13 protein-coding genes are annotated in these 14,450 nt (G+C 72.7%); 8 read left to right on the top strand and 5 right to left on the bottom strand.

Annotated elements, in window-relative coordinates:
- Positions 1-386: 386 nt before the first annotated feature.
- Positions 387-716, bottom strand: coding sequence for a 4Fe-4S dicluster domain-containing protein (locus AC4NMM_RS13170; protein WP_096394603.1), 330 nt, complete (start codon positions 714-716; stop codon positions 387-389).
- Between the two features lie 93 nt (positions 717-809).
- Entirely contained in the window at positions 810-2,582 is a 1,773-nt protein-coding gene (locus AC4NMM_RS13165; RefSeq protein WP_491924452.1) for a glutamate--tRNA ligase, read from the bottom strand.
- A gap of 389 nt (positions 2,583-2,971) precedes the next feature.
- Here AC4NMM_RS13165 and AC4NMM_RS13160 point away from each other — a divergent pair, with 389 nt between their 5' ends.
- Positions 2,972-3,211, top strand: coding sequence for a DUF8527 family protein (locus tag AC4NMM_RS13160; protein ID WP_491924451.1), 240 nt, complete (start codon positions 2,972-2,974; stop codon positions 3,209-3,211).
- Positions 3,212-3,251: 40 nt separating this feature from the next.
- On the opposite strand, the gene surE is transcribed toward AC4NMM_RS13160, so the two are convergent.
- Together surE and carA are read right to left on the bottom strand one after the other, a co-directional pair.
- Positions 3,252-4,154, bottom strand: a complete 903-nt coding sequence (gene surE / locus AC4NMM_RS13155; RefSeq protein WP_491924450.1) for a 5'/3'-nucleotidase SurE — start codon at positions 4,152-4,154, stop codon at positions 3,252-3,254.
- A gap of 180 nt (positions 4,155-4,334) precedes the next feature.
- The gene (gene carA, locus AC4NMM_RS13150) at positions 4,335-5,402 is read right to left on the bottom strand and encodes a glutamine-hydrolyzing carbamoyl-phosphate synthase small subunit (RefSeq protein WP_491924449.1); all 1,068 of its coding nucleotides are present in this window, start codon (positions 5,400-5,402) and stop codon (positions 4,335-4,337) included.
- A gap of 97 nt (positions 5,403-5,499) precedes the next feature.
- On the opposite strand from carA, the gene AC4NMM_RS13145 reads away from it, so the two are divergent.
- On the top strand, positions 5,500-5,913 hold the full coding sequence (locus tag AC4NMM_RS13145; RefSeq protein WP_006114390.1) for an Lrp/AsnC family transcriptional regulator: 414 nt from the start codon (positions 5,500-5,502) through the stop codon (positions 5,911-5,913).
- A gap of 40 nt (positions 5,914-5,953) precedes the next feature.
- Here the strand turns inward: AC4NMM_RS13145 and AC4NMM_RS13140 are convergent, their stop codons facing one another.
- Entirely contained in the window at positions 5,954-6,847 is an 894-nt protein-coding gene (locus AC4NMM_RS13140) for an isoaspartyl peptidase/L-asparaginase (protein WP_491924448.1), read from the bottom strand.
- Positions 6,848-6,970: 123 nt separating this feature from the next.
- Between AC4NMM_RS13140 and AC4NMM_RS13135 the strand changes: the two genes are divergently transcribed.
- From AC4NMM_RS13135 to AC4NMM_RS13110, 6 genes are all read left to right on the top strand, one after another.
- The gene (locus AC4NMM_RS13135; RefSeq protein ID WP_491924447.1) at positions 6,971-8,497 is read left to right on the top strand and encodes an HTTM domain-containing protein; all 1,527 of its coding nucleotides are present in this window, start codon (positions 6,971-6,973) and stop codon (positions 8,495-8,497) included.
- Positions 8,498-8,548: 51 nt separating this feature from the next.
- Complete coding sequence (locus AC4NMM_RS13130) at positions 8,549-9,562, top strand: glycosyltransferase family 2 protein (RefSeq protein ID WP_491924446.1); 1,014 nt, start codon at positions 8,549-8,551, stop codon at positions 9,560-9,562.
- A gap of 124 nt (positions 9,563-9,686) precedes the next feature.
- Complete coding sequence (gene icd, locus AC4NMM_RS13125) at positions 9,687-10,949, top strand: isocitrate dehydrogenase (NADP(+)) (protein WP_491924445.1); 1,263 nt, start codon at positions 9,687-9,689, stop codon at positions 10,947-10,949.
- Between the two features lie 605 nt (positions 10,950-11,554).
- Positions 11,555-12,607, top strand: coding sequence for a 2-phospho-L-lactate transferase (gene cofD, locus AC4NMM_RS13120; RefSeq protein WP_491924444.1), 1,053 nt, complete (start codon positions 11,555-11,557; stop codon positions 12,605-12,607).
- Positions 12,604-13,431, top strand: coding sequence for a tRNA-dihydrouridine synthase (locus AC4NMM_RS13115; RefSeq protein WP_491924443.1), 828 nt, complete (start codon positions 12,604-12,606; stop codon positions 13,429-13,431). Before cofD ends, AC4NMM_RS13115 begins: the two co-directional genes overlap by 4 nt.
- Positions 13,428-14,429: a triphosphoribosyl-dephospho-CoA synthase gene (locus AC4NMM_RS13110; protein ID WP_491924442.1), complete on the top strand. Its 1,002-nt coding sequence runs from the start codon at positions 13,428-13,430 to the stop codon at positions 14,427-14,429. Before AC4NMM_RS13115 ends, AC4NMM_RS13110 begins: the two co-directional genes overlap by 4 nt.
- The last annotated feature ends 21 nt before the right edge of the window (positions 14,430-14,450 follow it).

Genomic DNA, 14,450 nt, shown 5'->3' with positions numbered 1-14,450 from the left:
CTGGCGGCTTCCGCCGCCAGCGACGAGGCTGGGGAGGCGTGAGGTGCTGTGCGGTCGCAGCGGGGTGGACTCAAAGGGGCAGCCGGGAGGCCGCCGTAGGCGACGCAAGCACTGGAACGAGGGAGCGAACGGAGTGAGCGACCGAGTGAAGCGCGCAGCGAGCGTACGGCGGCCTCCCGGCTGGGGCTTTGGCGGTGTTCACCGCCGATCCACAGTTAGCTGTTTATAAACGAGCGGCTGGGATTTTGGCGGTGTCCACCGCTGATCCACAGCCGACCACGTACAGCCGAGCGGCTGGGGCTTTGGAGGTGTTCACCGTCGCTCCTCAGTCAACTACTTATAAAAACTCGAACGACGGAAACCGTCCCTACACCGACAACGACTACTTATAAGCGGTTCTCGCGCCCGGGATCGACGTCGATCGCGTCCACGGGGCAGACGTCCACGCAGAGCATACAGTCGATACACTGGTCCTCGTCGGCGGGGTTCGCCTTCCGCTCGGACTCCGGATGCCCCGGCGTCTCGACCCACTCGAACACGTCGACCGGGCAGTCCTCCAGACACGCGCCGTCGGCGAGACAGATGTCGAAGTCGACCGCGACGTGGGTCCCGCGGATCCCCTGCTTCTCCGGCGGTTCGACGGGGCCCCAGACGGCGACGCCGTCCTCCTCGTCGACCCGCTCGCGGTTCACTTCGAAGTTCGAGTCGATGGCCATCGTTGCCCCCGCTTCGCCGGTCGCGGGTTTAAAGCCCGCGACGAACGGATTCGGGCGGCCGGGCGGAGCGCCGCCGACCGGCCGAACGGCAGTTCACGGATGCGCGTAGTACGCCAGCAGGTCCTCGGAGCCGTCCGGGCCGTCGTCCTCGTCGGTCGCCTCGGGGTCGAACGCGTCGATCCGGGCGAAGCCGACGCGCACGAACTGGACGACCGTGTCGGGGTCGACGTCCGCGAGCGCCGGCTCCGCGATCCCGCGCACGTCGCCGTCGACCGTCCGCAGGAGGGTGTCGAGCCCCTCGTCGGCGGGCGCCCAGTGGACCACGTCCACGTCGCCCTCGCGGACGATCTCGATGTCGGCGTCGAGGAAGGCGAGCTCGTCGCCCTCGTAGCGGACGGGGCCGTACCCCTTCAGCCAGACGCGCTCGCCCTCGGGCGGGAGGTCGGAGGACTCGACGACGACGCGGCCGGCTGGCACCTCGCGCTCGCCGCGGTCCGGGTGTTCGGGGTGGAACCGCGGGTGGCCCGCGTCGGGCGCGGGCGCGTCGCCGTCGACGACCGGGAGTTCGACGGCGGGGTCGTCCTCGCGGTCCCGGACGAAGAAGTAGCGGTTCGCGTCGTCGTCGACCAGGTCGCGGTTGTTCGCGTAGACGGACGACATCGCGAGGTCGACGTCGGAGGTTGACATCCCGAGGTCGGTCATCGAGTCGACGAGGGCCTGCCCCTGAATGCCGCGACGCCGCATCGACTGGATCGTCGGCGCGCGCGGGTCGTCCCAGCCCGTCAGCTCGCCGTCCTCGATCAGCCCCTTGATCGTCGACGTCGACAGCTTCACGTCGTACTCGTCGACCTGGACGTGGCCCCAGTGGAGCACCTCGGGGTACTCCCAGCCGAAGTAGTCGTAGACGAACCGCTGGCGCTTCGCGGAGTCCTGGAGGTCGATGCCGCGGATGATGTGGGTGACGCCCGTGAGGTGGTCGTCGACGCCGGACTGGAAGTCGAGCATGGGCCAGCAGCGGTACTCCGCCGCCTCCTCGCGCGGGTGCGGCGTGTCGATCATCCGGAAGGCGACCCAGTCGCGCAGCGCGGGGTTCTTGTGCTCGATGTCGGTCTTCACGCGGAGGACCATCTCGCCGGAGCCGTACTCGCCGTCGACCATGGCCTCGAACTCCTCGCGGACCGTCTCGGCGTCCTTCTCGCGGTGCGGGCACGCCTCGCCCGCGTTCTTCAGCTCGGAGAACGCCTCGCCGGAACACGAGCAGGTGTACGCGCCCCCGAGGTCGATCAGCTCGCGGGCGTGGTCGTAGTACGTCTCCAGCCGGTCGGACGCGTAGACCACGCGGTCCGGCTCGAAGCCGAGGTACTCGATGTCCGCTAAGATGGCGTCGTACGCGTCGAGGTCGGGCCGCTTCGTCTCCGGGTCGGTGTCGTCGAACCGGCAGATGAACTCGCCGTCGTACCGCTCCTTGTACGTCCCGATGACGGCGGGCATCCGCGCGTGACCGACGTGCCACGGGCCGTTCGGGTTCGGCGCGGCGCGCATCACGACCTCTCCCGCCTCGGCGTTCGGGAGGTCGGGGAGGACGCGGTCGTCGTCCTCGTCGTCGGCCTCCAGCTCCGCGAGCTTCTCCGGCGCGAGCTCGCCGAGCCGCTCCCGGCGCTCGGCCTCGTCCATCTCGCCCACCCGGTTCACGACCGGGCCGAGGACGCCCGGAATCTCGTCGCCGTGCGGGCGGAACTCGGGGTTCTCGCCCATGAGCGGCCCCATGATCGCGCCCACGTCCGGGTCGCTGCCGTGCTTGAGCGCGTTGAAAAGCGCCGCGGCCTCGCCGGCCGCCGCGACGCGCTCGCGGAGTTCGTCGTCCATACGGTTCGCTTGTCGGGGTCGGGTCAAAAGCGCCGCGAAACGGCGGGGAGGGGCGGGTCCCGGGCTCGCCGCGTCGGCGAGGCGCTGCGAACGACGGCCGCCGCGACGCGCCGTGACGGCGGTCCGGGACGGCGGGTAGGGGCACTCGACACGAAGCGCTCGGAGCGGCTTAAACGACCGAGACCGTTCACGGGGGTAACGGCCCGCTACCGGCGTGAACGGTCGAGAGGCTTTTAACCGGCCGCCTCCGATCGGCGCGGTCGGTCGCCGCGGCGACCGGGCGTCGACGCCGGGCGGACCGAACGGGTTCGTCGCCTTGATGGTCGGCGGGAGCGTGGTGGGCGCATGAGCGTCGCGCCGGGAGCCGTCGGAACGCGAGGGGGAGCGCGGTGGTAGGACCCATCTCCGAGGCGGAGCGGGAGGCCGGAAACCGGAAGATCAAGCTCGTGCTGCTCGCGATCGTCACGGCCTCGCCGCCGCTTATCGCCCTCCAGTTGGACCCGTCGCCGATACAGCTGCTGGCCGCGGCGGGGCTCGGGTTCTGCCTCGGGCTCGTGGTCGTGTGGTACCTCGGACGGCTCGCGGCGGAGTTCGCCGGCAGCGGGCGGCGGCCCCGTCGGCGGCGCTGAGGTCGGCCGTTCGCGCTCCCGTTTCCGCGGCGGCGCCCCGTCAGTCGGCGCCCGTCTCCGCGCCCCGGGCCGGCTCGACGAGGTCGCCCGCCTTCTCGCCCGCGACCGACCGGGAGCTCGACAGCGGCGAGATGCTCACCTCGCCCTCGACGGCCGCACGGCGGTCCGAGCCGGGGTCGTCCGGAACGTTTCCGCGCAGGAACTCGCGCCAGAAGCGGTCGCGCAGCTCCATCCCCATCTCGCCGCGCCGCTCGCCGAACTCCCAGCCCTCGGGGACGTTCTCCTCGTCCGGCCCCTCCTCGCCCGGGCGGAACTCGATCACGTCGAAGCCGCGGGCGGGCTCGGTCAGGCGGTAGGTGGGGTCCGCCGCCGCCTCGTCGTCCGCGGCCGGGACGTTGACGTTCAGCACGTCGGCGCCGAACGGGAGTTCGAGGCCGCCGCCCGCTCCGTCGCCGGCGTGGCTCCCGGACTCGGCGCGGTCGATCAGGTCGGCGACGACCTCGCCGGCGACCGCGAAGTCGCCGTTGTCCAGCGTCGGCGGCACGGGGAGGTTGCCGCGGTCGTACAGCGAGACCGCGATCGCGGGCGTGCCGAGGAAGGAGGCCTCCATCGCGGCGCCGACGGTGCCGGACTGCCCGAGGATGTGGGCGCCGATGTTCGGGCCGTGGTTACAGCCGGAGACGACCACGTCGGGGTCGAGCCCGAGCGCCACGTCCGCGACCGCGACGCAGTCGGCGGGGGTCCCCTCGACCGCGTAGCCGCGGTCCGTCTCGGTGTAGTCGACCGTCGTGTCCCACCACGAGCGCGCGCCGCCGACGCCGGACTGGTTCGTCGCGGGCGCGACGACCGTCACGTCGTAGTCGCGCGAGAGCGCGTCCGCGAGCGCCCGGATCCCGACGGCGTCGATCCCGTCGTCGTTGGTGAGCAGGATCTCGGTTGGCATGCGTCACCCTGCGAGGGGACGGGAGAAAACGTCGCCGGTCCGAGGCGAGGAGCGGAGCAAGCGGGAAGGACGAACCGAGAGGAGACGGGGAACGAACGTCGCGGGCGTTGGCCGAGTGGTACTCCGTGTGGTCAGCGGAGGGCGCCGGAACGGAAAAGCGAGAACTCGGTGAGCGAGCGGTCAGTCGGCCGCGACTCGACGCGACGAGGTCGCCAGATCGAGCACCTCGTCGAAGAAGCCGAGCGAGTCGTGCGGGCCGGGGTTCGCCTCGGGGTGGTACTGACGGGTGATGACGTCCAGCTCCTCGCTGTCGAGCCCCTCGACGGTGTCGTCGTTGACGTTCACCTGCGTCACCTCCAGCGGGCCGGTGTCGTCGACCGTGTAGCCGTGGTTCTGCGTCGTCATCACGACCTTGTCCGTGCGGAGGTCCTTCACCGGCTGGTTGACGCCGCGGTGGCCGAACGCCATCTTCTCGGTCGAGCCGCCGAGCGCGCTCGTGATCACCTGCTGGCCGAGGCAGATCCCCGCGAGCGGGAGCTCGCCCGCGAACTCGTCGACGATCTCCTGCGCGGCGACGAAGTTCTCCGGGTCGCCCGGGCCGTTCGAGACGAACAGCACGTCGGGCTCGACGGCGGCCACGTCCTCGGGGGTCGCGTCGTACGGGAGGACGTGGACGTCGGCGCCGCGCTCGGTGAGCGAGGAGACGATCGAGCCCTTCGCGCCGCAGTCGAGCATCGCGACATCGACGTCGACGCCGTCGGCGCCCTCGTGGACGGTCGGCTCCGCGACCGAGACCTGCGCGCCGATGTCGACGTGGTCGCTCATCGGCTTGCACGCCTCCATCTCCTCGACCGCGTCCTCGGGGGTCGCGTCCGGGCCGGCGGCGATCCCGCAGGCCATCGCGCCCTCCTCGCGGACGGTGGTGACGATCTCGCGGGTGTCGACGTGGTCGACCGCCGGTACGCCCTCGCCGGCGAGCCAGTCGGCGACGTCGTCGGTCAGCTCGCGGGCGATCGCCGCGCGGGGCTGGACCGAGTCGGACTCGAACCGCTCGCTTCGGACGCCGTAGTTCCCGATCAGGGGGTACGAGAAGGTGAGCACCTGCTCGGCGTAGGAGGGGTCGGTGAGCGACTCCTCGTAGCCGGTGTACGCGGTCGTGAACACCAGTTCGCCGCGGGTCCGCCCCGGCGCACGGGCGCGCGCTTCGAGCACGCGGCCGTCGGCCAGCGCGATGTAGGCGTCCGACATTACGAGAAACGTACGCGCAAAGGATAATAAATGCGTCGTTCGAAGGTTCGTTACGATATTCGTAACGGGTAAGGCGACGGGGGAGAGAGGAACCGGTATGGACGACCTCGACCGACGGATCCTCTCGATCCTGCGACGGGACGCGCGGACCCCGTACACGGAGATCGCGGACCGGGTGGGGACCTCCGAGGGCACCGTGCGCAACCGCGTCGACCGCATGACCGACGAGGGCGTGATCGAGCGGTTCACGGTGACGACCCGCACCGGCAACGTGAAGGCGATGATCGAGATCTCGGTGGAGATGAACGTCAACACCGACGCGGTCGGCCAGCGGATGGTGGAGTGGGAGGAGGTGGACTTCGTCTGGCAGGTCTCGGGCGAGGAGGACGTCGTCCTCGTCGTCGACGCGGTCGACACGCGCGCGGTCAACGAACTGATCACGCAGGCCCGCGAGATGGACGAGGTCAAGTCGACGAAGACGCGGCTCATCCTCGACGAGCGGCTGGGGTGAGCGGGACCGGGCCGACGGCTCGGCGACCCCCGCGCGGCGACTACTTCTCGGCCGCGCTCGTCTGCATCCCGTCCGTGTTGAACGCGCTCCCGGCGCCCTCCTCCCCGAGGACGATCACGCCGGCGCCCGACCCCGTTATCTCCTCGAACTCCTCGATCGCCCGGTCCGCCGCGGCCCGCGCGTCGAGGCCGTCGTCGAGGAAGTCGACGGCGCGCCGCGAGAGCGTGACGCGGGCGATGTCCTCGCCGGCGCCCGTCGCGCTCGCGCCGCCGGCCTCGGTACAGAAGAAGCCCGAGCCGACCTGCGGCACGTCGCCGACGCGTCCGGCGAGCGCGAACGACCGGCCGCCCGTTGAGGTGACCGCCGCGAACGAGTCGCCGTCGGTCGCCACCGCGCCGACCGTGTCGTGGTCGGGGGCTTCGTTTTCCGAGCGCTCCCCGGCCTGGTCGTCGCCCGAGCCGAACCGCGAGGTGAGCCAGTCGAGGTGTTCGCGGGGCGACCCCCGCGGCGGGTCCTCGGCCTCGTAGCGCTCGCGTTTCTCGTCGGTGAGGAGGTCGACGCCGGTCTCGACGCCGAAGTCGGCGGCGAGGTCGACCGCGTGCTCGCCCGAGACGAAGACGTGCGGCGTCTCGGAGTGAACCGCGCGGGCGACGCGCGCCGCGTGCTCGACGCCGGGCATCGAGCAGGCCGCGCCGACCTCGCGGTCCGAGGTCATCACGCCGGCGTCGGTGCGGACGACGCCGTCGGACTGGACCGCGCCGCCGACGCCCGCGTTGAACCGGGGGTCCGATTCGAGGACGCCGACCGCGGACTCGACCGCGTCGAGCGGCGAGGCGGCGTCGGCGCCGCGCGCGGCCGCCTCGTCGAGGACCGCCTGTCTGAGCTCCGGGTCGTCCGGCGCGCCGCCGGCGCCGCCGTGGACGATGACTCGCATATCGGTGGGACCCGCGGCGACCACATAAGCGTCCGGAAGCCGGCGGCGACCGCGGGGAGTCGGTCGGCTTGCGCGCGCGGCGCCGCAAGACCTATCCTCGCCGCCGGGCGATCCGGGGGCATCGTGACGACCGCCGACGCCGCGGGCGCCGACGCCGGGTCCCGCGCGGTTTCCCGCCTCCGCGCCGCGCTCCGCCGTCGCCTCGGGATCGACCCGCGCGCGCTGGCCGCCTTCCGGATCGCGCTCGGCGTCGTCCTCCTCGTCGACCTCGCGCTCCGCGCGCGGAACCTCGGAGCCTTCTACACCGACGCCGGCGCCCTCCCGCGCGCGGCGCTCGCCGAGGCGTACCCGCTCGCCGCCCGCCTCTCGCTCCACGCCGTCTCCGGCGAGTCGTGGGCCGTCTCGCTGCTGTTCCTCCTCGCGGCCGTCGCGGCCGCCGCGCTCGCGATCGGGTACCGGACCCGCCTCGCGACCGCCGTCTCGCTGGCCCTGCTCGCGTCGCTCCAGGCGCGGAACCCCTTCGTCCTCAACGCCGGGGACACCCTCCTCGTCTACCTGCTCGGCGCCGGACTGCTCTGTCCGCTCGGCGCCCGCTGGTCGGTGGACGCGGTCCGGCGTCGCGGCTCCTCGGAGTCGACGGGGACGGGCGCGGTCGACCGCGTCGCCGGTCCCGCTTCGGCGCTCCTCCTGACGCTCGTCGTCGTCGTGTACGTCTCGAACGCGGTCGTCAAGCTCCGCGGGACGACGTGGCCCGCGGGCGAGGCGGTCGAACGCGTCTTCCGGCTCACCTACCTCCACGGCCCGCTCGGCGGGCTCGTTCCCGAGTGGCCGGCGCTGCTCTCGGCGGCGACCTACGGCTGGCTCGCGCTCGTCGTCGCCTCGCCGCTGCTCGTCGCGGCCGCGGGGCGGGTCCGGGCCGCGCTCGCGGGGGCGCTGTTCGCGGCGCACCTCTCGATGGCGTTCACGCTCCAGATCGGCGTCTTCTCGGTGATCTCCGTGACCGCCCTGGTGCCGTTCTTCCCGCCGTTCGTCTGGGACCGGATCGAGGGGGCGGCCGCTCCGGCGGCCGACCGCTTCGGGGACTACACAGCGCGTCGGTTGGTGCCCGAAGGCACCTCCAACGGCGGCGGCTCGGTCGGGGGGATCCGCGAGCGGATCGCGCCGGCGGCCCCGGTCGTCGCCGCGGTCCTCCTCGTCGCGCTCGTCGCGTGGAACGGGATGGCACTCGGGCTCGTCGAGACGCCCGAGGCGGTCGCGTCGGTGTCCGATCCGACGGAGAGCGGCTGGGACATGTTCGCGCCGAGGCCGCCCGCGACCGACGCGCTCGTTATGGCGACCGCGACGACCGCCGACGGCGACCGGATCGACGCCTTGTACGGCGACCGCGTCGCTCGCGACCGCCCGCCCTCGGACGCCCGCGCGTACCCCACCGCGCGCTGGCGGAAGTTCCTCACGCTGCTCGCGGACGACCCCGATCCGGACCGCGTCGACCCGCTGCTCGCGCACCTCTGCGACCGCGCGGCGGGGTTCGCCGCGGCGGGCGACGGCGGGTCGGTCCGGTCCGTCTCGGTCTCGGCGGTCGACGTCGACGTCGAGACCGGGGAGATCCGAGTCGACGAGCTCGGGACGCGCCCCTGTCCGGAGTCGTGAGCCGCGGCTCGACCGTGGTCTTTTATCCGTGAACCGGACGAAGCGCACGGCGTGACCGATTCGGAGCCGACCGCATCGTCGACGGGGCCGACGCCGGTGTCGGTCCTGCTCCCGACCGTCCGCTGGACCGACGCGTGCGACGAGATGGTCGGGCAGCTGCGCGGCCCGGAGGCGTTCGCCGGCGAGAACGGGGACGAGGGCGGCGAGTTCGACGGCGACCCCGCGGCCGACGAACTGCTCGTGATCTGCGACACCCCGGACGACCCCGTGGCGGACCGGCGCGGCGACCTCCCGGACCGGGTCCGGGTCGTGATCGCCGGCGAGCCGACGGGCTGCTCCGGGAAGGCGAACGCCATTGCGGCCGGGATGGAGGCGGCCGCGAACGACCGGATCGCGTGGACCGACGACGACTTTCACCATCCCGCCGACTGGCTGGCGACGCTCGACGCGGACTACGACCGGCGGGGGCCGACCACGGAGGTGCCGGTGTTCGTCGGGGAGGACCCCCTCGCCCGGCTGTTCGAGCCGGCGTACGTCATCGGCGGGACGCTCGCGGTGTTCGCGGCCGGGGTCGCGTGGGGCGGCGCGGTGATATTCGAGCGGGACGACCTCCGCGACGGAGAGGCGGCGTTCCGTCGCGACCTCCGTCGGACCGTCAGCGACGACGGGACGCTCACCGAACACCTCGACGTGTCGGCGGCGGACCGGACGCGCTACGTCGAGGCCGGCGGCTCGCTCCGCGGCTCGCTGGAGCGGTTCGTCCGATTCTTCACGATCACCCGGTACCACGCGCCGCGGGCGACCGCGTTCAACGCCGTCTTCGGCGTCGCGATGGCCGCGCTCTGTCTGTTCGCGCCGTTCGCGGGCGTCGCGCTCGTCACCGCGATCGCGGGGGCCGCGTACGCCCGGTTCGGAATCTCTCGGGCGACGTTCCTGCTCGCGGCGCCCGGGGTCCTGCTCGCCCCGCCGCTGATGGCGTACGCACTCGCGCGTCGGACGTTCGTCTGGGGCGGGCGCCGCTACCGCTGGCGGTCGATGTTCGACGTCGAGGTGGAGCCGGTCTGAGGCCGGGAGGGCGGCGACCGGTTCGGAACGTACCCGCGGTCGAGAACCGGCAAGCACTGCGAGCGCGACGCTCACGCCGAAAACGGCAGGCACTTTAGGGGCCCAACTGAATCCACGAACGTTCATGAGCTACGATAAGGTCGACGTCCCCGACGACGGCGAAGCCATCACGCTCGCCGACGAGGAGACCGGCGAGCTGAACGTCCCGTCTAATCCGATCGTTCCGATCATCCACGGCGACGGGATCGGCACCGACGTCGGGCCGGCCGCGCAGCAGGTGCTCGACGCCGCCGCCGAGGCGACGGGCCGATCCATCGCGTGGATGCGCGTCTACGCGGGCGAGAGCGCCCGCGAGAAGTACGACGAGAACCTGCCCGAGGACACCGTCTCGGCGATCCGCAACCACCGCGTCGCGATCAAGGGGCCGCTGACGACGCCGGTCGGCGCCGGGTTCCGCTCGCTGAACGTCGCGCTCCGGCAGACGCTCGACCTGTACGCGAACGTCCGCCCGACCTACCACCTCGAAGGCGTCCCGTCGCCCGTCAAGAACCCCGAGGAGATGGACATGGTCACCTTCCGCGAGAACACCGAAGACGTCTACGCGGGCGTCGAGTGGGAGGCCGGCACCGACGAGGTCGAGCAGGTACGCGACTTCCTCGAAGACGACATGGGCATCGCGGACGTCATCCACGACGGCCCGGTCGGCATCGGCGTCAAGCCCATCTCCGAGTTCGGCTCGAAGCGCCTCGTCCGCGAGGCGATCGACTACGCGCTCGCCAACGACCGCGACTCGGTCACCCTCGTCCACAAGGGGAACATCATGAAGTTCACCGAGGGCGCGTTCCGCGACTGGGGCTACGAGGTCGCCGAGGAGGAGTACGGCGAGGACGTCATCACCGAGGACCAGCTCTGGGACGAGCACGACGGCGAGCGGCCTGACGGCACCCTCGTCGTGAAGGACCGTATCGCGGACAACATGCTCCAGCAGCTGCTGACCCGCACCGACGAGTACGAGGTCATCGCGACGATGAACCTCAACGGCGACTACATGTCCGACGCCGCCGGCGCGCAGATCGGCGGCCTCGGCATCGCGCCCGGCGCCAACTTCGGCCACGGCCGCTGCCTCGCCGAGCCGGTCCACGGCTCCGCGCCCAAGTACGCCGGCGAGGACAAGGTGAACCCCACCGCGATGATCCTCTCGGGCCGCGAGATGCTCGACTACCTCGGCTGGTCGGACGCCGCGGACCTCGTGCGCGACGCCGTCGAGGAGACCATCGCCTCCGGGAAGGTCACCTACGACCTCCACCGGCAGATCGAGGGCGGCGAGAAGCTCGCGACCAGCGAGTTCGCGGACGCCGTCGTCGAGAAGATCGACGAGCTGGCGTAAGCGGAGCTCCGGTCGAATTTCGTCGGATCGCCACCTGATCGGTTTCGGTATTTTTCAGATCTCGTTTCGGTGTCGACTCTCAGGTGTATTCCGTCGAACTGGTTTTTTAGGGGATGGCGGCGACCACGTCTAAAGTCCCGGTCGATCGCTTATAAATGAGATGCCGCAGATCAGCGGCGAACACCGCCGAAGCCCCAGCCGCTCGCTTATAAATGGCTACTGGCGGATCGCCGACGAACACCGCCGAAGCCCCAGCCGTGAGGCCGCCGTACGCTCGCTGCGCTCCTCAGTCGCTCGTTTCACTCGCTCCCTACGGTGCTTACGTCGCCTACGGCGGCCTCGCGGCTGCCCCTTCGATTCCCGCCCCGCACAGCGACCGCACCTCACGCCTCCCCAGCCTCGTCGGCCTCCCTCCGCTTCGCTCCAGTCGGCCGACTCCCTCGCGCGTGCTCCTCGCGCCCTTCGGGCGCTCGCAGGCACGCGCCGACCGCGGAGATCGATGGCGCGTCGTCGGTGACTTATAAATGACGCCGTCGACCTCGCCTCGATCCGGCTCGTCGAGCGCGGAGGCGAGGATACAAATCCGGGGGTCGCCTTGCGCCGGTATGGTAACCTTCCTCGCCGGGGGGACGGGCACGCCGAAGCTCCTCGACGGCGCGGCCCGGGTGTGGGATCCGACCGAGACCGCGGTCGTCGCCAACACCGGCGACGACGTCGAGCTCGGCGGCCACCTCGTCTGCCCCGACGTCGACACGGTGCTGTTCGCGGGCGGCGGCGTCCTCGACCGCGAGACGTGGTGGGGGATCGACGGCGACACCACCGCGACCCACGAGGAGCTGCGGCGGCTCGCCGACGAGGTCGGACTCGGAACGGGCCCCCGGTACCTCGACGACCACGCGCAGACCGCGGGCCGCGAGATGGCCCGCTGGCGGCGATTTTCTGCGGTCGGCGAGTTCATGGAGATCGGCGACCGCGACCGCGCGGTCCACCTCACGCGGACGAGCCTGCTCGACGAGGGGCACACGCTCACCGAGGCGATCCGGGCCCTCGCGGACGCGTTCGACCTCGACGTGGACCTCCTCCCGATGTCCGACGACCCGGTGGCGACGCTGGTCCACACCGAGGGCGGCGAGACGCTCCACTTCCAGGAGTACTGGGTCGCGCGCCGCGGCGAGCCGCCGGTGGCCGACGTGGAGTTCCGGGGCGCGGCGGACGCCGAGCCGACCGACGCGGTGCTGGACGCGCTCGCGGAGCCGGTCGTGATAGGCCCCTCGAACCCCGTGACGAGCATCGGGCCGATGCTGGCGCTGCCCGGGTTCGAGCGCGCGCTCCGCGAGACGCCCGTCGTCGCCGTCTCGCCGTTCGTCGGCGACGAGGCCTTCTCCGGGCCGGCCGCGGACCTGATGGCGGGCGTCGGCCGCGACCCCTCGACCGCGGGCGTGACCGACTCGTATCCCTTCGCGGACGCGTTCGTCCTCGACGACGACGACCCGACCGAACTCCCCGAGCGGCACGTCGAACGCACCGACACCCGGATAGACGACGCGGACGACGCCGAGCGCGTCGCTCGCGCCTGCGAGCGTGCGCTGGCGGCGGTCGCCGACGACGCGGCCGGCGGCGACGCGGCGGACGCGCCGCCGCGGGAGGGCGCGGAGTGACGCGAGATCCCTTCCTCGTCGCCGCGAGCCTCAGCGGCGCCGCCGACGCCGCGTGGGCCCGCGACGCGGCCGAGCACGTCGACGTCGCGCTCCTCGGCGGCGTCGCGCTCGACCCGGCGAGCCGCGGCGCGGCCCGCGACCTCGTCGCGCGCGGCCGGTCCGAGTTCCTCCCGGCCGACCCGCTCGCGTTCGTCGCTGACCAGCTCGACGCGCTCGCCGACGCGCCCGTCAGGCCCGGCGTCAACGTCCGGAGCGCGACGCCGGGGCCCGTCCGCGAGGCGGCGCAAATCTGCGCCGACCGCGGCGCCGTCTGCGAGGTGAACGCCCACTGCCGGCAGCCGGAGCTGCGCGCGGTCGGCTGCGGCGAGTCGCTGCTGCGCGAGCCGGACCGCCTCGCCCGGTACGTCGCCGCGGCCGCCGAGACGGGCGCGACGACGAGCGTGAAGGTCCGCGCGGAGGTCCCCGGCGTCGACCTCGTCGCCGTCGCGGAGCGCGTCGCGGCCGCCGGCGCGGACTGGCTCCACGTCGACGCGATGGACTCGGAGGCGGTGATCGCGGACCTCGCGGCGACGATCGACGCGGGGGTCGTGAGCGGCGACAGGGGCGATCTCGCCGACCTGACGCTCGTCGCGAACAACGGCGTCCGGGGCCGCGAGACGGTCGCCGAGTACGCCGCGCACGGCGCCGACGCGGTGAGCGTCGGGCGCCCGACCGAGGACCCGCCCGTCCTCGCGCGCGTCGCGGACGCGGTGGAGGAGTGGCGGGCGGAAGCGCTGCGGGACCGGGGCGACGAGACCGGTCTCGAATCGGAGGCGCGGCCGTGACCCGGAACGAGCGACGCCGGGGAGCGGCCGCCGATCCGGTCGACGACGCGACGCTCGCGCTCCTCGTGGAGGTCGCCGGCACGCCGAAGCCCGGGAACGTCGACCGGCGCCGCGACCTCGCGGACCTGCGGTTCGAGGCGTTCCTCGGCGGCGCGGTCGGCGCGCGGCCGGGCCTCGAACTGGCGGCGACGAGAGGGACCGCGGGCGATCCACCCGGCGTCGGCGACGCGTTCGAGCGCGCCGTGGGAGGGATGGCCGACCGCGCCGGGACGAACACGCAGTTCGGCTGCCTGCTGCTTCTGGTCCCGCTGGCGCGGGCGGCCGCGGACCCGGATCGGGAGCTCTCGCCCGACGGCGTCGACTCCGTCTGTCGGGCGACGACCGTCGAGGACGCGGTCGCCTTCTACCGCGCGTTCGAGGCCGTCGACGTCGCGGTCGACGACCCGCCGCCGGGCGCCGACGAGCTCGACGTGCGCCTCGGGAGCGACGCCGAGCCCGCGCTCCGGGAGCGCGGGACGACCCTGCGCGACGTCATGGCGCTGTCGGCCGACCCCGGCGACCCCGAGACCACGGAGGACCCGGACCGCGTCCCCGACCGCAACGCCGCGGAGTGGGTCGAGGGGTTCCCGCGGACGTTCCGCGCGGCCGAGTGGATCCTGACCGACGAGGGGCCGCTCGCCGACCGGGCGGCGCGGGCGTTCCTCGGGCTGCTCGCCGCGGAGCCCGACACGCTCGTCGCGTCGACGCAGGGGGCGGAGACGGCCCGCGAGGCGAGCGGGCGGGCGAGAGCGATTCTGGAGCCCGAGGGGGATCCGAGCGGTCCGGTGGGAGACGTTTCCGGGGTCGACGCCGACGTAGTCCGCGGCGCCGATCTCGACGCCGCGGAGTCGCTGGCGGAGGAGTTCGTCGCCGAGGGGATCAATCCCGGCACGACGGCCGACCTCACCTGCGCGGCGCTGTTCGTCGCGCTCCGACGCGGCGCGGAGGTGGCGCCGTGAACGACGAGGGCGACGGGAGCG

The organism is Halorubrum sp. SD41 (genome assembly GCF_058630335.1).
The sequence above is the reverse complement of the archived record's forward strand: the minus strand, read 5'-3'. Positions and strand labels throughout refer to the sequence as shown.

Excerpts from the sequence above, each read along its gene's own strand:
- AC4NMM_RS13170 (WP_096394603.1), bottom strand. The coding sequence starts at position 716 with ATGGCCATCGACTCGAACTTCGAAGTGAACCGCGAGCGGGTCGACGAG.
- AC4NMM_RS13165 (WP_491924452.1), bottom strand. The coding sequence starts at position 2,582 with ATGGACGACGAACTCCGCGAGCGCGTCGCGGCGGCCGGCGAGGCCGCG.
- surE (WP_491924450.1), bottom strand. The coding sequence starts at position 4,154 with ATGCCAACCGAGATCCTGCTCACCAACGACGACGGGATCGACGCCGTC.
- carA (WP_491924449.1), bottom strand. The coding sequence starts at position 5,402 with ATGTCGGACGCCTACATCGCGCTGGCCGACGGCCGCGTGCTCGAAGCG.
- AC4NMM_RS13145 (WP_006114390.1), top strand. The coding sequence starts at position 5,500 with ATGGACGACCTCGACCGACGGATCCTCTCGATCCTGCGACGGGACGCG.
- AC4NMM_RS13140 (WP_491924448.1), bottom strand. The coding sequence starts at position 6,847 with ATGCGAGTCATCGTCCACGGCGGCGCCGGCGGCGCGCCGGACGACCCG.
- icd (WP_491924445.1), top strand. The coding sequence starts at position 9,687 with ATGAGCTACGATAAGGTCGACGTCCCCGACGACGGCGAAGCCATCACG.
- cofD (WP_491924444.1), top strand. The coding sequence starts at position 11,555 with ATGGTAACCTTCCTCGCCGGGGGGACGGGCACGCCGAAGCTCCTCGAC.